General features: G+C 52.3%; 15 protein-coding genes. 8 read left to right on the top strand and 7 right to left on the bottom strand.

The window, feature by feature from the left end; translation table 11 throughout:
* Positions 1-22: 22 nt before the first annotated feature.
* From DUE52_RS03530 to DUE52_RS03520, 3 genes are all read left to right on the top strand, one after another.
* Positions 23-2,968, top strand: coding sequence for a M16 family metallopeptidase (locus tag DUE52_RS03530; RefSeq protein ID WP_114404567.1), 2,946 nt, complete (start codon positions 23-25; stop codon positions 2,966-2,968).
* 89 nt (positions 2,969-3,057) lie between these two features.
* The gene (locus DUE52_RS03525; RefSeq protein ID WP_114404566.1) at positions 3,058-4,026 is read left to right on the top strand and encodes a hypothetical protein; all 969 of its coding nucleotides are present in this window, start codon (positions 3,058-3,060) and stop codon (positions 4,024-4,026) included.
* A gap of 79 nt (positions 4,027-4,105) precedes the next feature.
* Entirely contained in the window at positions 4,106-4,735 is a 630-nt protein-coding gene (locus DUE52_RS03520; RefSeq protein ID WP_114404565.1) for an SGNH/GDSL hydrolase family protein, read from the top strand.
* 2 nt (positions 4,736-4,737) lie between these two features.
* Here the strand turns inward: DUE52_RS03520 and DUE52_RS03515 are convergent, their stop codons facing one another.
* Complete coding sequence (locus DUE52_RS03515) at positions 4,738-5,679, bottom strand: toxin-antitoxin system YwqK family antitoxin (RefSeq protein WP_229312053.1); 942 nt, start codon at positions 5,677-5,679, stop codon at positions 4,738-4,740.
* Positions 5,680-5,794: 115 nt separating this feature from the next.
* Between DUE52_RS03515 and fcl the strand changes: the two genes are divergently transcribed.
* On the top strand, positions 5,795-6,736 hold the full coding sequence (gene fcl, locus DUE52_RS03510) for a GDP-L-fucose synthase (RefSeq protein WP_114404564.1): 942 nt from the start codon (positions 5,795-5,797) through the stop codon (positions 6,734-6,736).
* 108 nt (positions 6,737-6,844) lie between these two features.
* Here fcl and DUE52_RS03505 read toward each other — a convergent pair whose 3' ends face one another.
* Entirely contained in the window at positions 6,845-7,693 is an 849-nt protein-coding gene (locus DUE52_RS03505) for an AraC family transcriptional regulator (protein WP_114404563.1), read from the bottom strand.
* 283 nt (positions 7,694-7,976) lie between these two features.
* Here DUE52_RS03505 and DUE52_RS03500 point away from each other — a divergent pair, with 283 nt between their 5' ends.
* Positions 7,977-10,463 carry a sigma 54-interacting transcriptional regulator gene (locus DUE52_RS03500; RefSeq protein ID WP_114404562.1) on the top strand — a complete coding sequence of 829 codons (2,487 nt, stop codon included), beginning with the start codon at positions 7,977-7,979 and terminating at the stop codon, positions 10,461-10,463.
* A 4-nt stretch (positions 10,464-10,467) separates the two neighbouring features.
* On the opposite strand, the gene DUE52_RS03495 is transcribed toward DUE52_RS03500, so the two are convergent.
* From DUE52_RS03495 to DUE52_RS03475, 5 genes are all read right to left on the bottom strand, one after another.
* Positions 10,468-12,771 carry a histidine kinase dimerization/phosphoacceptor domain -containing protein gene (locus DUE52_RS03495; protein ID WP_114404561.1) on the bottom strand — a complete coding sequence of 768 codons (2,304 nt, stop codon included), beginning with the start codon at positions 12,769-12,771 and terminating at the stop codon, positions 10,468-10,470.
* Positions 12,772-12,970: 199 nt separating this feature from the next.
* Positions 12,971-13,966, bottom strand: coding sequence for an alpha/beta hydrolase (locus DUE52_RS03490; protein WP_114404560.1), 996 nt, complete (start codon positions 13,964-13,966; stop codon positions 12,971-12,973).
* 30 nt (positions 13,967-13,996) lie between these two features.
* Positions 13,997-14,800, bottom strand: a complete 804-nt coding sequence (locus DUE52_RS03485) for an alpha/beta fold hydrolase (protein ID WP_114404559.1) — start codon at positions 14,798-14,800, stop codon at positions 13,997-13,999.
* Positions 14,801-14,898: 98 nt separating this feature from the next.
* A complete protein-coding gene (locus tag DUE52_RS03480; RefSeq protein ID WP_114404558.1) occupies positions 14,899-15,711 on the bottom strand; it encodes an alpha/beta hydrolase in 813 nt (270 codons plus the stop codon).
* Between the two features lie 315 nt (positions 15,712-16,026).
* Positions 16,027-16,662 (bottom strand): acetyltransferase, encoded by a 636-nt coding sequence (locus DUE52_RS03475; RefSeq protein ID WP_114404557.1) that lies wholly within the window; start codon positions 16,660-16,662, stop codon positions 16,027-16,029.
* Positions 16,663-16,776: 114 nt separating this feature from the next.
* Here DUE52_RS03475 and DUE52_RS03470 point away from each other — a divergent pair, with 114 nt between their 5' ends.
* The 3 genes from DUE52_RS03470 (at position 16,777) to DUE52_RS03460 (ending at position 21,953) form a co-directional block, all read left to right on the top strand.
* Positions 16,777-17,562 carry a UDP-2,3-diacylglucosamine diphosphatase gene (locus DUE52_RS03470; protein ID WP_114404556.1) on the top strand — a complete coding sequence of 262 codons (786 nt, stop codon included), beginning with the start codon at positions 16,777-16,779 and terminating at the stop codon, positions 17,560-17,562.
* Positions 17,563-17,638: 76 nt separating this feature from the next.
* Positions 17,639-18,901, top strand: a complete 1,263-nt coding sequence (locus DUE52_RS03465; RefSeq protein ID WP_114404555.1) for an exonuclease SbcCD subunit D C-terminal domain-containing protein — start codon at positions 17,639-17,641, stop codon at positions 18,899-18,901.
* The gene (locus DUE52_RS03460; RefSeq protein ID WP_114404554.1) at positions 18,873-21,953 is read left to right on the top strand and encodes an AAA family ATPase; all 3,081 of its coding nucleotides are present in this window, start codon (positions 18,873-18,875) and stop codon (positions 21,951-21,953) included. Before DUE52_RS03465 ends, DUE52_RS03460 begins: the two co-directional genes overlap by 29 nt.
* Positions 21,954-21,991 lie beyond the last annotated feature (38 nt).

Genomic DNA, 21,991 nt, shown 5'->3' with positions numbered 1-21,991 from the left:
CGTAACTTTACTTCCCCTGAAAATGAAACAATTTCTGTTATCGCTGAGCCTGTTGCTGGTAATTGTGCCGTCAGCAATGGCCCAGAAAACCGGCGCGGCTACCGAATGGAAAACCGCTACCAGCAACGGCTATACGTATCGCTACGTCACCAACGACCCGATGCAAACCCGGTTTTATACCCTCAAAAACCAACTGACGGTTATCCTGAGTGTCAATAAAAAAGAGCCCCGCATCTTTTCGTTCATGCCAACCCGGGCCGGTTCCAACACCGATCCGCGAAGCAATACCGGGCTGGCGCATTACCTCGAACACATGCTGTTCAAAGGCACCGACCGCTACGGCAGTCTGGATTGGGCGAAGGAAAAACCGCTGCTCGACCAGATCGATGCGCTGTATGAACGCTACAACCAAACGACGGACACGGTTCAGCGGAAGGCCATTTACCGGGAAATTGACCAGAAATCGGGTGAGGCTGCGAAGTTTGCCATTGCCAATGAGTACGATAAAATGATTGCCAACATGGGCGCGCAAAATTCCAATGCGTTCACCAGTTATGAGGTCACCTGTTACCTCGAAGACATTCCCGCCAACGCCATCGACCGCTACCTGACGTTGCAGGCCGAGCGGTTCCGTAATCCGGTCCTGCGCATTTTCCACACCGAACTGGAAGCGGTTTACGAAGAAAAAAACCGGAGTCTGGATAACGATCCCTGGAAAGTGGAAGAAACCCTGATGGCGGCTTTGTTTCCGGTTCATAACTATGGCCAGCAAACCACCATCGGAACCGTCGAACACCTCAAAAATCCGTCGCTGATCGAAATCCGGAAGTATTTCAACAACTACTACGTACCCAACAACATGGCCATCATCATGGCGGGGGATCTGAACCCGGATGAGGTCATCAAAAAAATTGACGAGAAATTCAGCTACTGGCAACCCAAGGCGGTAAAACTCTACAATCCGGCCCCCGAAGCCTCGCTGACCCGGATTCAAACCCGGGAAGTGTTTGGACCCACGCCCGACAACGTCCGGATCGGATACCGCCTGCCGGGTGTGCTCGACGTGAAAGCGTCGCTGCTGGCGACGCTGGCCGATGAGGTGATGTCGAACTCGGCGGCTGGTCTGATTGACCTCAACCTCAACAAACAGCAAAAGATTCTGGGTGGTGGCTCGACCATCGAAAAACTGAAGGATTATTCCATCTGGACGATGTCGGGCCGACCCAAACAGGGGCAAACACTGGAAGAAGTAAAAGACTTGCTGATTGGGCAGGTGGAGAAGTTGAAGCGCGGGGAGTTCGATGAGAAAATTCTGCGGGCCATTGTCAACAACTACAAACTGAACGCCATCCGTGGCCTGGAAAACAACTACAGCCGGGTGGCTCCGATGCTGGATGCGTTCGTCAATGACAAAGGCGAAAGCTGGGTCGACTACACCCGTCGCCTGGACGAGATGAGCAAGATCACGAAGAAAGACGTGGTGGCTTTTGCCAATCAGTGGTTCAAAGACAATTACGTGGTGGTATACAAACGGAAAGGCGAAGACAAGAGCATTCAGAAAGTGGAAAAACCGGCCATTACACCCGTTGCGACCAATACCGACAAGCAATCGCCGTTTCTGCAAACCGTCAACGATCTGCCGATGGCCCCAATCAAACCGGTGTGGCTCGATTACAAGAAAGACGTGAAACGCGGCAAAGCCGGGATGGCGGACGTGCTGTATGCGGCCAATGTGGAAAACGAGATTTTCCGACTGGGCTACCGGCTAAAAATAGGGACCTACCACAGCAAACTTATGGGTCTGGCAACGCAATACCTGGCTTTCCTGAGCACGCCGAATCTGAGCGCCGAGCAGGTGAGCACCGAGTTCTACAGCCTGGCCTGTAGCTACTCCATTCAGCCCGGCAATGAGTATACGACCATCCGGTTGAGTGGCTTGCAGGAAAATTTCGAACCGGCGGTGAACTTGCTCGAAACGCTGCTGAGAACCTGCAAACCGGATGAAAAAGCGTTGGAAGAACTCAAAGGACGGGTGTTGAAACAACGCTCCGACGCCAAACTGAGCAAAGAGACGATCATGCAGGGATTGATGCAATACGCGCAGTATGGCCCCCAAAACCCGTTCAACAACCAGTTGACCAACGACGAACTGCAAAAAGTGACGGCTGCAGAGTTGGTCGCTTTTTTGCATAATCTGGTCAATCTGCCGCATCAGATCATTTATTACGGTCCGAAACCGCTGGCGGTTTTTGAAAAACAGATTGTAACCCTGCACAAACTTCCCGCGACGTTTGCCGCCGTTCCCACGAAGCAGGCTTTTAAGCAGGTTGCGCAGAATGAAAACCAGGTTTTGTTTGCGGATTACGACATGGTGCAGTCCGAAATCTCGTGGGTGCGCAACACCCGGGCGTATGATCCGGCCCAAACCCCGGTTGTCGAATTTTTCAACAACTATTTTGGGGGCGGCATGGCTTCGGTGGTGTTCCAGACGCTCCGCGAATCGAAAGCACTGGCCTATTCGACCTATGCCTATTACGATACGCCCGCCAAAAAAGACGAGCAGTATACGCTGATCGGTTACATCGGCAGCCAGGCCGACAAACTGCCCGAAGCCGTTGCGGGGATGAATGAGTTGCTGAATGCCCTGCCCGAATCGCCGGTGGCGCTGGATGCGGCCCGGAAAGGAATGAAAAAAGGCTACGAAACCGAGCGGGTTTTGCAGGACGCCGTGATTTACAGCTATCTGGCCGCCGAAGAAAAAGGCCTGGACTATGACGAACGCCAGAAGATTTACGACGCCCTCGACCAGTTGAGCTATACTGACCTGAAGAAATTCAGTGACGAGCACCTGGCCAACAAACCGTATACCTATTGCATCGTAGCCTCGGAAAAACGTGTGAACGCGGATCAGTTGAGCCAATATGGCAACGTAAAAAAGGTGTCGCTGGAGGAGATTTTTGGGTATTAAACCCGCCAAAGGACGTTTGTTGATTGAAACCAAATCGGTATCTTTACTACCTTTAGCAAGGTGACTATCTTCCTGATAAAGAGCTGATCATGAAGCACAAACGCCCATACCGCTACCGGTTCACGAACCAATTTGAATACGCCGGATTGAAAAACCGCATTCAGATGATGAACCAGGCCCGTTCTGACGAAGCCTGGTGGCGGTATGCGCTGCTTTGGGTCGCAACGGTTCTGATGGTGATGGCATGCCAGAGTGAGCAGACCACCAGCGAAGTAACCCATCGCCCCGATTTTCCGTTGATCAACCCGACCCGCATTCTGGTGACTAAACTGGAAGACAGTCCGCTTTGGGGACGGTCACTGACGTATTACCAACGGAAAAACAAGCTCAAAACCGCAACCGTTCTCCAATTCAATGCCCCGTTTATTCTTAACCTGAAAGACAGTGTTCTGACGCTGGCGGAAAACTACAAAGCCCAAACGCTGGTATACATCAATGGCAAACCGGTGTCGGCGGCTCTGCTGGCGAAGCTCAAAATCGATTACGTCGAGGAGCTTTTCGTTCTGCACCAGTTTGACGGCATCGACAATCCGGATCCCAATCCATATCGTATATTGATTCAAATCAGTAAGCAATCCATTCCGATGAGGCCGGACCGGCAGCAGTTGGTTACGATGTTAAAGGCTGCGGGGATGTCGGATCATCCGCTGGGCGTTACGCACACGTATACGATGAACAAACTGCTGGAAGCCACCTTTTTCGGGTACAAAGACGTATTCGTGAAACGGACGAAAAACCAGCACCTGAAAATTCAGGAGGAGTTTATCAGCGATATCGACGTCTTCATCAACGGCATTCCGGTTGATCCGAAAGAGGTGGAAACCGTGCACGTTCGCGAAGTCGACCGGCTTTACACCCACGAACGGCCCTTTACGAACTGGATGCGGACTAAAAAACGCCAAAGCCGGTATGCGCTTCTCATCAAAACCGCGCCCAAACGGGCCAAACGCGACAGCAGTTATTACGTCTTTAGTCCGTTTTATTCCGGGGACTTTTAACGTTTTACGATGCTGCGTGACGCTGTTGTTTCTTTTTCTCCTTCTGGCCTGCGCCCAACCCGGTGCTGAAGATGACCGTATGACACCCAAGCCCGGCGCGTCGGCTGACGCCAATTACCTCGCCCTCGGCGATTCCTACACCATTGGCGAGAGCGTCCCGGAAGCCGACCGTTGGAGTGTTCTGCTGGCCGGTTTACTGCGAAAAGACGGTTTAACCATCACCGATCCCGACATCATTGCCCGTACGGGCTGGACCACCAGCGAATTGAGCGACGCGATCAAACAGAGCGGAAACCAGAAAACGTACCAACTGGTGTCGCTCCTGATTGGCGTCAACAACCAATACCGGGGGCAAGACGTCGAACGATACCGCACGGAATTTCGGGCCTTGCTGCAAACCGCCACCCGCTTTGCCGGTGGAAAACCGGGGCGGGTTTTTGTGCTATCCATTCCCGATTGGGGCGTAACGCCCTATGCCGCCGGGTCAGGCCGGGATCGTCCGCAGATTGCGAAAGAGATTGACGCCTTTAATGCCGTGGCGCTGGATGAATGCAAAAAAGCCGGTATTGTGTACGTCGATATTACGCCAACGTCACGCACGGCGGCCGGAGATCCGTCACAAATTGCCGAAGACGGGCTGCATTTTTCGGGGAAACAATACCGCCAGTGGGCCGAAAAAGCCCTGCCGGTGGTGAAGAAATTGCTGTAGGCTTACTGATCGTCTTCTGCGACCTCTTTTTCTTTCGGGCGTTCGTAGGTGATCTTGCCTTTGTCGTCCCACTCGCTGATGACGTACGGTTCGAATTCTTCGGTCCAGCGGTCGCGGCCGTATTGGGTGATTTTTTTGCGTTGCCGCCGGAACTGGTAATATTCGATCCAGCGACCGACTTTCACGCCGTTGTCATACTTGCCTTCAGCCGCCAGTTGGCCGCCTTCGTAGAATGCCATGTACTGCCCGTTGACTTTCCCAAACTCCTTCGGCAGCACTTCCTTGACTTTCGTATGCGCCGAATCGTAATACGTAATCTCGGATTCGGCGGGAAAACCGCGATCCCATTTTTGCTTGTCAAGGAGCTTGTAATTGGCGTCGTATTTTTCCCAGCGGCCGTCTTTGGCGCCCACGTAATAGAAACCTTCTTCGAGCAGAATACCGTTCTGATAACGCTTATACGGCCCGTGCATGATCATGACTTTTTCCTTGTCTTTGATCAGTGCCGACGAAATCCGCTGGGCTTTGGGGTCAAACCAGTAGTTTTCGCGGACGTAGGCATTCGGTTGGCGGTATTGCTTCAAAACCGTAAACTTCTCGATGATGGTGCGGTCGCCACTGCCAAACTTCGTGTATTGCTCGACAATCGGCAGTCCTTCGTATTCCGTCCGGGCCAGCCTTTGTTTCTTTTTGCGTTCGGATTTATCCTTCTGGTCTTTCTTGAATTGCTTGACTTTCAGCCCCAGATCGGGCAGCGTTTCGCTCACCAGATTCTCCACACCCGTTGGCACCAGCGACAGACCGGGTTTGTCGCCCTTGGCCGACTTCTCCGTAACCGGTGCTTGCGAGGTGGTAAAGGAGTTCTGAACGGGTGAGGTAGTCGTCTGGGCTGTTCCCACCAGCCCGCTACCCAGTAATAACCCAAGTATCGTAATTCGTTTCATGCAGCGTAAATCAGTCTCAGCGGCTTGGCCGGTTTAACCTTATCAATGCAACGTTTTTGATGTGGTTTTATTTTGTCAGAAACCGTGCCTAACTTTAGTACTAAAATACTGAATTGTGGAAAAAGACGCTAAAATATACGTAGCTGGTCACCGGGGAATGGTTGGATCGGCCATCGTCCGGAAATTACAGGCGGAAGGATTTGAAAATCTGCTGGTTCGCACCTCGTCGGAACTGGATCTGCGCAACCAGGCCGCCGTCGAAGATTTTTTTCAAACCGAAAAGCCGGATTACGTGGTGCTGGCTGCGGCAAAAGTGGGCGGTATTGTCGCCAATAACACTTACCGGGCCGAATTTCTGTATGATAACCTGCTGATTGAAGCCAACATCATTCACCATGCCTACGTGGCTGGCGTCAAGAAACTGCTGTTTCTGGGCTCCTCCTGCATTTATCCGAAACTGGCTCCCCAGCCGTTGAAAGAGGAATATTTGCTGAGCGGTTTTCTGGAACCGACCAATGAGCCCTACGCCATCGCCAAAATAACCGGCATAAAACTGTGTGAAGCCTACCGCAGCCAGTACGGTTGCAATTTCATTTCAGCCATGCCAACCAATCTCTACGGGCCAAACGACAATTACGATTTGCAGGGCTCGCACGTCTTACCCGCTTTGATTCGCAAATTTCACGAAGCCAAAGTCAACGACCAGCCGTTCGTAGAAGTGTGGGGGACGGGGACGCCCCGCCGGGAGTTCCTGCACGCCGATGACCTGGCCGACGCCTGTTTTTTCCTGATGCAGAACTACGACGAGGAGCTGTTTGTCAACATCGGCACCGGCGAAGACGTCATGATTCGCGAACTGGTGGAGCAGGTGCAGCAGGTGGTGGGCTACGAAGGCGAAGTCCGCTGGAATACCGACAAACCCGATGGCACTCCCCGCAAACTGATGGACGTCTCGCGGCTCCACGACATGGGCTGGAAACACACGACGGAACTGAAAGACGGTGTGGAACGGACGTACCAGGATTTCCTGGCGAATGTGGAGTTGTATGTAGAGTGATTTGAGTTGTTTCGCGGAGTTGAGCGGAGAAAAAGGAGTTAAGCAGAGAAAATAAATAGCTCCGCTTAACTCTCTTTTTCTCCGCTCAACTCCGCGAAACAATTCAAATCACACCCGCACCCTTCGATACACCATCGGCGTATGCTGGTAATACCGTTTGAAGAGTTTATTCAGGTGGCAGATGTCGGTAAACCCAAATTCATCGGCGATTTGCGAAACCGTCAGCGTACTCAGCCGCAGCCGCTTTTCAACCAGTTTCAGTTTGTACTGGATGATGTAGTGCTGCAACGATTCGCCGACCTGTTGCTTGAACAGCGCACTCAGATGGCCGGGCGAATAATGGAAAACATCGGCCAACTGCTCGATGCGCAGGGATTCGGGTTGCATGATGTGCTGACAGATGTAGGCAATAATGCTAGGGACCAAGTCGGCAGATGGCGTTAGCGTTTGGATCGATTTGAGTTGCTGTTGCGAAATCTGGCGCTCAACCAGACTCAGCATAACGCTCATCAGGGCATCGACGATCGGCGAAGAGAGCTGGCGGGGGCTTTTTTGTTCGCTCAGCAGAATAGACAACAGGGCATTCAGGTGTTGTTGATCCGTCACATTATTAACCAGACTCCCCGTAAAACCCTGCGTGGTGTGCAGGCTATAGGTCTTGATTCGCTTCCAGACGGTATTTTTAACGTTGACCAAACCACTCAGGTACGCATCGGTGAACGTGAGAAAACAGAACTGGGTTTTTTCAACCACGCTGAAGGAGTGATGGTCTGAAGGGCCGAGAAAATATACGTCGCCCGCCGTATAGGGGAAGCGGTTGTCATTGATGATGTGGTACCCACTGCCCTTGCCGATCAGAATGAGTTCATAGAAGTCGTGCGTATGAACCGGCAAAAGCCATTGACTGGTTTCGACTTGCTGAACGATCAGCGGTTCTTGTTGGAGGTAGCGTTTCATACAGAAGAGCGTTTCAGGTTGTTCGGAATCAATTCAAAGACTCTGTATACCAATGAAATGCCATCCCTCCTTTACGAATGAAAGTAAACCGTAGGCGATATTTAATACTTTGATTTTCAATTATTTATAGATTAGTTTAAGCCTGTCTGTGGCTGGTAATGTCCTCCAACATATTGGAGTGCCTCCATTATAGTGGAGTTGGATTTTGGAGGCTACGCCCCTGTATTCTTGTTCGTATCTTTGGGTTCACCGTACCGGAAACCGAATCCAAAATCCAGAAAAAATGCTGTCTCCGAACGAATTGGTCCCGTCGCCTACCTTGCTCATTGTCGAGGACGAATTTATGATTGCCAACGACCTTCGGCGCATCCTGGAAAAGGCCGGCTACCGGGTTATCGGGTTGGCCGGATCGGTTCCGGAAGCGATCACAATGGTCGAAAAGCAGCGACCGGATATTGTCTTACTGGACATTTTTCTGGATGGCGATCAGACCGGCATCGATTTGGCGCACTGGCTGCGTGAAAAAAATACGCCCTTCGTTTACCTGTCAGCCAACCTGACGAGCCGTGTGCTGGAATTGGCTAAAGAAACACACCCGTTCGGGTTTTTGAACAAGCCGTTTCGCGAAAAAGACGTTCTGTCCACACTGGAAATCGCCCGGTACCGGCACGCACATAGCGAAGAAGCCCGGTTGAGGCAGCAACAGGCGCTGCAAATGGCTGTGAATAATGCCATTGTAACCATTCAGGACCGCAGCCAGCTTTGTCTGGCTATTGCCGATCAAATCGATCAAATTGTTCCCTTTTCCTTCTTTACACTCCGCATCGGTTTGTCCGACGAAACCGCCAGTTACTGGCTGATGCTGCAAAAGGTTGCTCCCGGAATCTTCGAGCGCATTGCGTTCACTTCGTTGGTGCAAAGTGAACGGCGCGACGAAAAGATCGACGAACTGGAACGGGAATCATTGGGCCAGCCGGATGAACAGGGCGGTATTTTCACCGAAACCGCCTTTGATCAACTGTGTGAACGGTACCCGACCATTCGTTCCTGCCGGGATCGTTTTGGCGTTCGTTCGCTGGCGGTTTTTCCGATTCAATTGAAGCGGGAATCGTCTACCACCATCCTGTTGTCCAGCACGCTTGCCGACGGTTTTTCCCGGAAAGAGTACGAATCGATTAGTTTGATTATTCCCCAGATTGCGCTGGCCCTGAACAACCTGCTGGCCTACGAGGAAATCGAAGCCCACCGGCAGACCAAAGCGACGGAACTGGCCATCGTTACGGCTTTTCGGAATGGCAAAGACCGGGCAGAGATCGTTCCGCTGGTAGCAAAAGCGCTCAACAACCTCCTGCCCATCGACGGGTTGGCGATCTTTCGGATTGAATCCACGGCGGCATCATCTGCCACGACAACCGTGGTACAGAAAGTCGACGGTTCGTTCACCCTGCTGCCCGCCCAGGACGCCGTGGCGGCTCTGACCGGAATGACGCCCTGGTTTACGGAACCTGCGGACCAACAATCGCCGGAGACAGAAAAGCAGCGGAGACTGGCCGAGGCCGTGTATGGCAAAGGAGCCGACTGGAAATCGTTTCTCTATATCCCGATCATCAGCCAGGGCCAGCCGATGGCATCGCTGTTGCTGGGCAGCAAAGCCGCCTATGCGTTTACCCGCAAAGACGTGCTGGTTTTGCAGGAAATTGGCAGTCAGATCGCGCTGGCACTGGAAAATCTGGTAGCCTACGAGCGAATCAAAGACTTGAGCGAGCAACTGGAACAGGAGAAGACGTATTTGAGGGAGGAGATTAAAACCGGACATAATTTCGAGGAGATTATTGGAACCAGTTTGGCCCTGAAAACCGTGTTTGAAAGTGTAGGGCAGGTCGCTAAAACGGATTCTACCGTGCTGATTACGGGCGAAACCGGTACGGGAAAAGAGCTGATTGCCCGGGCGGTACACAACCAGTCGAACCGCAAAAACCGGTCGGTCGTGAAAGTCAACTGCGCGGCACTACCCCCCCAACTCATTGAATCCGAACTTTTTGGCCACGAACGGGGGAGCTACACGGGGGCCACCGAAAAGCGGATTGGCAAGTTTGAACTGGCAAACGGAAGCACTATTTTTCTGGACGAAATTGGGGAGCTTCCCCTGGAGTTGCAGGCCAAACTGCTGCGGGTGATTCAGGAAAAAGAGATTGAACGGCTGGGCGGAAAGGGGCCGATCCGGGTGGATGTCCGGATCATTGCGGCTACGAATCGAAACCTGCAGCAGGAAGTGACGGCAGGCCGGTTTCGCTCGGATTTGTATTACCGACTGAATGTCTTTCCAATCCGATTGCCGCCCCTGCGCGAGCGATTGGAGGATTTGCTGCCCCTGACGACGTATTTCCTACAGAAAATCGGCAAAAAACTGGGAAAACCGCTGACCGGGATTGCCAATTCGTCGCTGCAGCAGATGAGGCACTATGCCTGGCCGGGCAACATTCGGGAACTGGAACATGTGCTGGAGCGGGCGGCCATTCTGTCGCGCACCACCACGCTGGAACTCGCCGAGCCGCTGCTGACGGGTTTGGCGGTTCCGTCGGTTGTTTCACCGTCCTCTGCGGAAGTAGAACCTTTGCAAACCACGATGCGAACGGCGATTCTGGCGGCTCTGGCAAAATCCGGTAACCGCATCCGGGGCGAAGGTGGGGCCGCCGAACTCCTGAACATCAAACCGACGACGCTGGAAGCGCGCATGAAAAAGCTGAACATCACCGTTCGGCCCGTTTAATCCATTAGCTCGTCTGCAAAACCGCCCGCACCGGTTTTTTAGCCACGCTGAATACCAGGTTGATTTCCACCCCGTTTTCCTGGGTAATCGCCAATTTCCCCTTGATCTGTTTACTCAACCCGCGGATCATCGTCAGGCCCAGTGAGTTGCTGCGGGCGACATCAAACCCGGCGGGCAATCCCACGCCATCATCGCTGATAATCAGTCGGTAGGTTTGCTCTTCAACAGCCGTCAGGGTGACGATAATGGTGCCGGGACGGTTTTGGGGAAAAGCATATTTGAGCGAATTCGTGACGGCTTCGTTGATAATCAGTCCCAAAGGTGTGGCCAGGGCTACATCGAATTGAACATCGACACTCGCTACCTGGGGGTGAATGGTGTTGAACCGGTCGAAGGATTCGATGAGGTAATCCACGATTTCGTGGATGTATTCCCGCATGTTGATCTGGGCCAGATTGTCGGATTGATAGAGTTTCTGGTGAATCAGGGCCATGACCTGCACGCGGTTCTGACTCTCGCGGATGGCGGCCAGAGCGGTCGGGTCGTTGAGGAAATCAAACTGGGAGTTGAGCATGCTGGAAATGACCTGCAAATTGTTCTTGACCCGGTGGTGGATCTCCCGCAACATCCATTCGCGTTCTTCCAAAAGCCGTTCTTTGTCACTCAACACCTCCTGGAGCGACTGGTTTTTCTGGTCGATCAGCCGCTGTTTCGTTTCGAGTTGCTGGTTGGTGCGTTGTTTCAGCCGGTAGCGGTTATAGGTCAATCCCAGGAGCAGTGTGAGCAGAACGGCCCCGCCAACCATGCTGTTGCGCTCGACTTCATTGCGGGATTTCTGTGCCAGATTCGCACTGGTCAGAAGTTGAATATTTTTTTGGTTGAGGTGAATTTGCTGCTCTATTTTTTCGGTTTGAAACTCTACATTTAACCGCGCAATCTCCTTGTTTTTATTCTCACTGTACAGCGAATCCTGAAGTGATTTATAGATTTTAAAATGATTGATAGCGGTTAGGTAATGACCCTGTGCGGAATCCAATCGGAACTGCATAAGATGGCTGGTGGCGATAATACTTTTATTTCCCATCTGCTCCGCATTTTCAACATGTTCCTTCAAAAGGGGGGGCACCTGATCAAGTTGGTGCGTGTTGATCAGGAAATCAATCAGGGGCGGGTAAACGAGAATAATGGATAGATAGCCCGGATACATCTTTTTAAATTGAGCAACCTGGTCAATCAATTGATTGTAATGGTACTGGGCCTGTTTATACTGGTTCTTGCTTTGATAAATCTTGAGAAATAAACTGTTTACTCTGATGTCGAAATATAAATCAGGCGCGGTGTACTCTTTTTTCAGTTTCGACAGGAAAGCAATGGCGTGTTCATATTGGCCTGATTTATAGTACGATGTACCCAGGTTGGCGCCCACAAGGCCAATGGATGACAGGTCATTGTACCGCCGGGCAATAGAGAGAGAGCGTAGAAAGTAATGAATGGCCTGTTTGTGATCATGCACATCATCATAATTTATGCCAATCCGGTTATAAATGGTGCATAACTGAAGGGTCGTATCATTTTGTAATTCAGCGGTTTTTAAGGCTAATAACCCATACTTTGTCGCCATTCTAAAATCGCCGGTCGTGTTATACAATACCCCTAATAAATCATAGACACCTTGCAAATTTGGATAGTTGATTTGTTTATAAATAGCCAGTGATTTTTTTAACAATTCAATTGCTTTGGTTGTATTTAAAAGGATATGGTAAAAGTCAGCCAGCTCCCGTAAGGTCATGGCCTCACGCTCTTTATTGCCAACCTGCTGAAATAAAGGAAGTGCCTGTTCGTAATATTTAATTCGTTGCTTTAGTTCTTCATCGGAACTGCCATAGGTGTTGCCCAATTCCATATAGGCAGCCGCCAGTTCGGCGACATGGCGGTTTTTGGTAAAACGATGGATGGCCGTTTGACCAAACCGGCGGGCTTGCTGCGTATTCCCGCTTTCCCGGTATGCCTGTGCGCCAATCAAATACGCAACACCCTGCCCTTTTTCATACGCCAAATACCGGCTGACCGAATAACCCTGACGCACCAGCAGCAAGGCCGTATCCAGATCGCTTGCTTGCTCGCCCGGTTTGAGGATGTAGCTCCGGGCCAGTTCCAGCAGCAGATTGGCCCGGTTGGTGTCGGGACGGCTTTGCTGGAGCAGGATCATTAAGCTATCGATCGAATGGGTTTTTGCCTGCGCCTGAGCAACCGGCTCACGAAGCAGCCATAATCCCCAGAAAAGAAAGAAAAAAACGGATCGTCTCATCAGAACGCAGGAAGTTAGAACAACAAATTGAAGCAACACTTCAGGAAGAGTGTTGCTTCAACGAAATAGGTCGACGGTGTGAACTTGGTTTCTCTTTCTTAAAAATACGCCGGTAAACTGCTTTGAATCAACGGTTTTTCTCTTTTTAATTTCAGTACAGAACCCATGCGGGGTCGCCAACGCGGCAACAAGGCAGTTGTTAGCCCAAAAACTTCTTCAATTCAGCCGCTGCGTGGGTGATGAGCGAGCGCGTACCCGGCATCTGACTCAGCGGATTGAGCAATCCCCAGTCGTGAATCATGCCCTGGTAACGAATCAGCGTAACCGGCACCCCGGCTTCGTCCAGCTTGCGGGCGTAGGCTTCGCCTTCGTCGCGCAGCACGTCGTTTTCGGCCACCTGCATCAGCGTTGGCGGTAATCCTTTCAACTGTTCGAGGGTCGCTTGCAGCGGGGCCGCATAATACGAACGGCGGTCTTCCGGATTCGGGGCGTAACTGTCCCAGAACCAGATCATCATGTTGCGGGTCAGAAACCGGCCGGTCGCGTATTGATGGTAGGAAACCGTGTCAAAATCGGCGTTGGTAACGGGCCACAGCAACACTTGCAAGCGGATTTTCGGGCCGTTTTTGTCTTTGGTCATCAGCGCGACGGCGGCTGTCAGGTCGCCCCCGGCACTGTTGCCGATGATGGCCAGCCGTGAACCGTCGACGTTTAGCTCCGCCCCGTTTGCGGCCACCCACTGGAGAGCGGCATACGACTCATGGAGTGCTACGGGAAACCGGGCTTCCGGCGAGCGGCTGTAATTGACAAAAACCGCTACGGCCCCCGACTCGACGACCAAGTCGCGCACCAGCCGCTGGTGGGTCGGAAAGTCGCCCAGCACCCAGCCTCCGCCGTGGAAAAACAGGAAAACGGGGAGCATACCGGCAACACCCGCCGGGCGAACGATGTCCAGATCCACGCTTAAACCGTCCTGCGAAATGGTCTGTTGCGAAACATAAACGCCGGACAAATCAACCTCGACCGATGTTTGGGCCGATTCCAGCACCGCCCGGGCTTCTGCCGGACTGAGTTGTTCCATCGGCGTGCCTCCACCGTTGTTCAGGGCGTTCAGAAAAGCTTTGGTGCGGCTCTCGATGGCGGGATCCGTTGCCGGATCGAGCGGTTCGATCACGGGCAGTATCTGTATTTCCATGTTCGTTTAAAGAGAAGTAGATGAAATGACTTAGTTAATCTCCTTCAAAATGGTCACCAGTTCGTCCGGTTTGGCCCAGTAGGGGCTGTGGCTCGTGTTCATCGTGTAGATTTTTGCAATTTTGCCCGGGTAGCCGTCGATCATTCGTTGCTGTAACGTGGGCGTAACGCCCTCATCTTTCAGCGTTTTGATGTAGTATTTGGGGATTTTACCGAAGTTGGCGTCCGTCAGGCTGGCCTTGGCCGCAAAAACCGCCAGCGGTTCCGGCCGGGTTTTCGCCACCTCTTTCTGAATGGCTTCCGGCGCATCGACGGCAAAAACCTGAACCAGCACATTCGGCGGCAGCGAAGCCGTCAGGCCATCTGCTTCCGGGTGCAGGCTGCGTCCCAGCAAACTTTCGGTATCGGAACTGGCCAGTTCGTAGAGCGTCTGGCCGTTTTTAGGCAGAAAAGCACACAGATACACCAGTTTTTCGATTTTGGCCGGAATCTGCTCCGCCACCTGGGTAACGACCATGCCGCCCATGCTGTGACCGAGCAAAACCACTTTCCCCGAAATGGCGTTGATTTTCTGGACAACCGTGCTGACATACAACTCAAAATTGGCTTTGCTCACGGGCGTCGGATCGGTGCCGTGGGCGGGCAAATTAAAGGCAACCACCGAATAACCAGCCTGTTCCAGCTTGGGTTTGATCAACTGCCAGGCCGACTCATCGGCGAACGTACCATGTACAAATACGAAGGTCGGTTTGGGGGCCGCTTCCGTTTCGTCGTCGTCGCAGGACGTTGCCAGAAACGGACAGGCCAGGACAATAAGCATCAGGAGAAATTTCATGATTTCAGCGTGTTTATGAGATAAAAAGTGTGGTTAGAATCAAAAAGAATGGTGTGGAGTAAAAGAACGGTATTTTGTATACGCAGCGTTTTTGGCGGTTACACTGAAGCGGCTTTTTTCACCAGAACTTTCGTATCGATCCAGTCCAGAATAAAATCGGCGTCTTCCTGCCAGGTCGGAAGCCCCAGCACATAGTGATTGCGGCCACTAAATAATTTGTAGTCCAGCACGGAACCGTTGAATTCATAGGCTCTGAAATTGCGGATGTTCAAATGAGCCGGGGTGATGTGGTCCAGATCGCCCGCCGTAAACAGCAGGGGCGCGTGCGGTTTGGCATAATCCACTTTGGAGACATTCGTCAGGGCACCCCGGGCAACGGTTTTCGATTCCGGGATGATGTATTTTTCGTACGAAGCCTGTTGTTCCTCCAGCGGCATGCCATTGACAAAAGCATATTGCCAGTCTTCGAACGACATCAGATACGTTTCCTCCAGGTCGGTAAAGATGCCCAGCGATTTCCAGCCGGCTTTCAGAAACGAAAACTCGTATGGAAACACACCCAGGGGAGGAATGGAGTGGATGGCGACCCCAGCCGCAGCCAGATCCCGGTTTACCATGATCTGCGTCAGCATCCCGCCGTACGAATGCCCGATCACGATGGGCTTTTCGGGGAGTGCCTGGATGAAGTCCGCGTAATGATCGACCAGTTCACCCAGCGTTAGCAGCGCCAGTTGCTTGTCATTCGGCTGACGGGCCCGGAGTTCAACGGCCGGGGCGTCTTTGTAAGGCCAGGGCGGTGCAAAGGTGGTGTAGCTTTTGCTTTCGAAATACGCTCTCCATTCGTCCCAGCAGGTGTGGCTAACAAATGCGCCGGTAATGAACACGACGGTTTTTGAGGTGGAGTTTTTCATGAGGTATGATTTTAGAATGATTACTCGAAATGACCGGGACAAAGATCCGGCTGATGGTCGGGAGAGGACCGGTAAAAATCGACGGGAATGCGGTAAGAATTGCGGAAAACGCTGGCAGTGATTGCCGGAATGCTCGTACTGGAGAAAAGTCGGCTTCTTTTGGAGGAGATTTTCGGTAAAAATCGGTTAGATAGGATTTAAATAGATTTCGCGGAGTTGAGCGGAGAAAAAGGAGAGTTAAGCGGAGTTATTTATTTTCTCTGCTTAACTCCCCTTTTCTCCGCTCAACTCCGCGAAACAACTCAAATTACTCTTTTACCCGACTTTTTTCGCCGGATTACCGAACACCGTCGTCCCGGCTTCCACGTTTTCGATCACCACCGATCCCGCGCCGATCCGGGCGTTTTTGCCAATGGTGACGCCCGCAATGACCGTTACACCCGTACCGATGAAAGCACCTTCTTCGATGGTGACGGCCGAATTAATGGAACTGCCCGTTCCGATGTGGACAAAATCGCCAAGTTTGGTCTGCGACTCGATGACCGAGCCCGACTGAATGATGCAATGCTGTCCGATTTCGGCAAAAGGGTTAATGACGACCCGGGCCGTAATCAGATTCCCGTGGCCGAGGGTGGCCGTAGCCGAGATGATGGCGGTATCGTGGATGGCGTTGACGGGCTGGACGTGCCGCCGGTCGTTCAGCATTTTGACCAGTTTTTTCCGGACGCGGGTGTCGTCTACGGCCACGAAGGCTTCACATTTATGGCCGATGAGCTTCAAAAAACCGTCGTCGTCGGTTTCGCCCAACACCGTCACATCCCCGAATTCTTTGCCGTGTAATTTTTTATCGTCATCCAGCAAACCGTAGACGACCACACCGTTGCGCTGAAAAATGTCCAACGCCGTGACGCCCAAACTGCCTGCTCCCAAGATGAGTACCGGATTCTCCATGTTGATTGAATTACATTAAGGTATTGTTAACAAACCACATAACCGTCCGAAAAAGTTTGCAATCCGGTAAAATTGAGGAAATACCAGACTCATAATCAAACCGTATTTTCGGACATGAAACAAAACACTCATTTCCGAACGATCGTCATTTCGGATGTGCATTTGGGAACGAGCGGTTCGAAGGCAAAGGAAGTCACTGACTTTTTGAAGTACTACAGTTGTCAGAAATTAATTCTGAACGGCGATATCATCGACGGCTGGCAACTTCGCCGGGGGGGCGAGTGGAAAAAGAAACACACGGCGTTCTGGCGGGCCATTTTGAAGGCGATGGACCGGCACGACACCCGCGTGATCTACCTGCGCGGCAATCACGACGATTTTCTGGATCAGATCATGCCGTTGCGGCTTGGGAAATTCTTTTCTATCCGGAAAGATTACGTTCTGAATTCCGGCGAAAAGCGGTTTTATATTACCCACGGCGACGTTTTCGATACCATCACGACGCAGATGAAATGGCTGGCCTACCTGGGCGATATCGGCTACACGTTTCTGCTTTGGGTCAACAAATTTTACAACAATTACCGCGCCTGGCGGGGACTTTCGTATTATTCGCTGTCGCAGAAGATCAAAAGCCGGGTGAAACAGGCGGTGAGTTACATCTCGGATTTTGAAGAAAAACTGACCGAACTGGCCAAAGCCCGAAACTGCGACGGCGTCATTTGCGGCCACATTCACCAACCGGCCATCCGCCAGTTCGACGACCTGATTTACATGAATTCCGGCGACTGGGTGGAATCGCTGAGCGCACTGGTCGAAGATCACGACGGCAACTGGAACCTCCTGTATTATAGCTCCGAACTCGAAAAAGCCGAGTCGCAACCCGCCCTGTACCAGGCCTGATTCGTTATTTTCCGCTTTTGATTTTCGCCAGCATCCGGTATTTTTCGCTAACTTCCGGTATTAGAAGCACTGGCATATGAAAATTCTGCATACCGCAGACTGGCATTTAGGGAAACGACTGTATAAGCATGAACTCCGCGACGATCACGTCCGGTTTCTGGACTGGCTGGCCGAAACCGTCGAAAGTCGGGAGATCGATGTGCTGATCATTTCGGGGGATATTTTCGATACGACGAACCCCAACGACGGGTCGATGCAGTTGTATTACCAGTTTCTGACCCGAATGCTGCCGCTGGAACGCCGGATCATCATCACCGGCGGCAATCACGATTCTCCCAGTAAGCTCAACGCCCCGCGCGAACTGCTTCGGCACCTCAATATTCACGTCATCGGCTGCACAACCGGCGATTGCGCCGAAGAAGTGATTCGGCTGACCACCGGTTCCATCGATTTGCTGGTGGCTGCCGTTCCCTATCTCCGCGACAGCGATTTGCGGCAATCCATTTCGGGTCAGACCTACGAAGACCGTGTTGAAGCCGTGCGGATGGGCATCCGGAATCATTACGAACGCATTGTCGATCATTGCCAGACGGAATACCGCGATGTGCCGGTTTTGGCGATGGGCCATTTGTACGTCAATGGCGCGACGGTTTCGCCGGAAAGTGAACGGGAAATTCACGCGGTGGGCGGTCAGGCGGCTTTTTCGTCGGAGCATTTTCCGCCCGGTTTCGACTACGTGGCGCTGGGACACATTCACGTACCGCAGCAGATTGGCGGACTTGAAACCGTTCGCTACAGTGGTGCTCCGCTTCCGCTGAGTTTTGCCGAACGCGACAACCGGCATCAGGTGCTGGAATTGACGGTTGAAAATGGCAAAATCAAAACCATTGAATCCGTTCCGGTTCCGCATTTCCGCTCGTTGCGGCAGGTGGCCGGAACGCTGGATGCCGTTCGGGAGACGCTGGAAAAACTGGAAGAAACCGATGCGCTGGCCACGATGGTGGAAATTCTGGTCGAAGAAGAGAACGAAAGCCTGACGGTTCGGCAGCATTTTGAGCAGTTGCAGCGCGATTATGCCGAAGCGCCGTTTCTGATTGCCAAGTCCCGGTTGATTTTTCGCAATAAATTAAAAGGGTTAGACTCGCTTTACGTGGCCGACACGCAGTTGCAGGACCTTTCGTACCTCGATGTGTTTGGCCGTCGGCTGGATGCGTCGCTGGTCGAGGGCGACGAGCGGACCGCGCTTCTGGAAGCGTATAAAGAATTGTATCGTTTGGTTACGGAACAAGCAGCCCATCCTGTACTCCTGCATGAAAATCCGACAAATTCGCTTTCGTAACATCAATTCCTTTTACGGCGAACACCCGCCGATTCAGTTTAACGAAGGGCTGCTGAACAGTACCGGCCTGTTTGTCATTGCTGGTCCAACCGGAGCCGGAAAATCGACTTTGCTGGACGTCATTACGCTGGCGTTGTTCAACCGGGTACCGCGGATTTCGGGCGGTATTTCCAACACCAGCATCATCGACGAAGGCATCCTGGTCAATCAGCAGGCGGCCCGGGAACCGGGTACGGCGGCTTATGCGGAGATTGAGTATGAAGTGGGCGGGAAAGCCTACCGTTCGCGCTGGTCGATCAAGAAAAACCGCAACGGCAACTGGAACAACTACGAAATGGAAATTGCCTTTCTCCCCGAAGGGCAAACGGAAGGTCAGTTGTTACCGATCAAAGGATTAAGTGAATTTCCGAAGAAGAACGAAGAACTCATTGGCCTGACCTACGACCAGTTTATCCGGTCTATCGTGCTGGCGCAGGGTGCGTTCGACCAGTTTCTGAAGTCGCGGGCGGCCGAACGGAGCAAGATGCTGGAACGAATTACCGGCACCGAAATTTACCGGCAATTGGGTCAGCGGGCGCACGCGGTCAATAAAACGTACGACGAACGTATCAAGGACAAACGGCAGGAAGTCGAGCTGATCAAAGTATTGAACGACGAGCAGGTCGAGGAACTCAAAACCCGCCAGAAAGCGATTGGTAGTCGGCTGGATGAACTCGCCAAAGAGATTGTCTTTTACACGAACGAGGAACAGTTTCTGCGCCAGATTGCCGATGCCGATCAGCAGCTTGCGGTTTTGACCAAGCGGCAGCAGGTGTCGGAAGAAAAAAAACAGGCTTTTGTGCCGGATGCGCTGCGACTGCAACGCCACGAGCAGGTCGCCGATTTGGCTGCTCACTTCTCCGATATTACCAACGCCGAGCGGAACCGCAAAACCGCCGAACAGGACCAGCAAACGGCCCGCACGAATCTGCGCGATCTGGAAAACCAGCAGACGGTTTTGATGGGGAAAGCGCAAACGCTGACGCAGAAAACCGGGCTGTCGGAACAGACCTTTGAAAAAGAGTTGAACGACTTTCGGGAAACCGTGCTGGATCTAACCAACCGGTACCAAACTGAACGGGATAAAGCCAAACCGGCGTTCAGTTCGATCAAAAAAGAACTGGAAAGTACGAAACTGGTGTGGTTTAAGTCGCTTGATTTGCGGCATGTCGACCAGATGACGGCGTCGGTCAATGGGCGATTGCATGAGTTGAACGTTCAATTGGTGCAGATTGAGCAGGATTACGCGGCCCTAACCCCGGCTTCGATTCAGGACGAATTAAACCGGCTGCTGGAACAGGACGGAAATCTGGCCGAACTGCTCCTGTTGCTCATTCAGCAACAGGAGCGACTACTCGACGGAACGACGCTGAACGGCAAAATCAATGACCATACCGCTTTTTTGAACGAACACCAAAAACCGTTGGGCCAGCTATTGGCGGAGGTGGAAGGGCTTCAGCAGAAAATAGAACAACTTCAGAACACCAAACGGCGACTGGCCGAAGAAGCGGATCTGGAAGAGTTGCGGAAGGCTTTGCAGGACGGCGAACCCTGCCCGTTGTGCGGTTCGCTGGACCATCCATACGCCCAGCATTACATCAACCAGACCGGCAAACTGGAACTGGAATTGCGCCTGGCTACGAAGGATCTGGAGCATAAGAAAAAGCAGTTTGATACCTTGCAGGGCAAACTGCTGAAAATACAGTCGGAACTGGAGCTGTATTCCGAACAGCGGAACGCGCTTCGAAAAGCCTATTCTGAAAAACGGAACTTCATTTCAAACCGGTTGACCACACTCGCGCTGGACCCAACGCTGTCGCCGGAGCAAATCAGAGACGCCCAGCAGGAGATTCAGATTCAGCGGAAAGAACTGAACCAGATTCAAACGCTCTGGGAGGAAGAAAGTCTGTTACGACGGCTTTCGGGTGACCTGGAAACCGTGCAGCAGAGTAAAACTCAGGCGGAATTGCTAAAAGCGCAAAAGGAGCAGTTGTTTGTGGGCGATGATGTGCGGTTTCAATGTGAACAACTTGTCAATCAGTATACTACCGTTCGGGCAAAAATCAGTGCGCAGCGGAGCCTGCTCGAAAAGGCCACCGCCAACTATGCTGATTCGGATAAAAGCTACCAAACGCTGACGACCGAATTACAGCCGGTTTTGGCCGAACGCGGTTTTGCCGACCTGACCGATGCCCGCGCCTGTTTGCTCGAAACGCCGAAAGTCCGGCAGTGGCAGGAACTGAAAACCGCCCTGGAAAGAGAAGCAGACGAGATCGTTCGGAAGCAGCAGGAAGAAACGCAGAAACGCCGGGAAGCTGCCGACGCCTGCCAAACCGCCTTGCCGCTGGATGAAATAACGGCCAAACTTCAGATCACCAAAAAAGAAGAATCCGGTGAGCGGGAAAATATCGGGTATTACAAACGACAACTGGAGGAAGACAAGGAGAAACGTCGAAAATTCAAACAACTGACCAAAGACCTCGAAAAACTCGAAACCGAAGCCCGGCCCTGGCGGGAGCTGGACCGACTGATTGGCAGCGCGAAAGGCGACGATTACAGCAAGTTTGCGCAGGGATTGACGCTGGCGCAACTGATCGGTTTGGCGAATCGCCGGTTGAAAGAGCTGTCGGATCGGTATTTATTGTTAAAACCGCGCGACGGGCAGGACGAACTCTACGTTGTGGATCTCTACCAGGGCAGCACCGAACGCTCGGTGTCGAGCCTGTCGGGGGGCGAAACGTTTACGCTGAGTCTGGCGCTGGCGTTGGGTTTATCCGATCTGGCTTCCCAAAACGTCCAGATTGAAAGTCTGTTCATTGACGAAGGCTTCGGCACACTCGACCCTGATACGCTCGATACGGCGGTTGCGATGCTGGAAAAATTGCAGCACGACAGCAAGAAAACTATCGGCATTATTTCCCACCGCCACGAAATTAAAGAGCGGATCAGCGTACAGATTCAGGTGGAGAAAGGAATGGACGGCAATAGTAAGATCAGTGTGATTGAAGTGTGATAAGAACAGAAAAGGGAGAAAAGGACAAACGTGCCAGT

It is taken from the genome of Larkinella punicea (assembly GCF_003334855.1).
Lineage (GTDB): Bacteria > Bacteroidota > Bacteroidia > Cytophagales > Spirosomataceae > Larkinella > Larkinella punicea.
The sequence above is the reverse complement of the archived record's forward strand: the minus strand, read 5'-3'. Positions and strand labels throughout refer to the sequence as shown.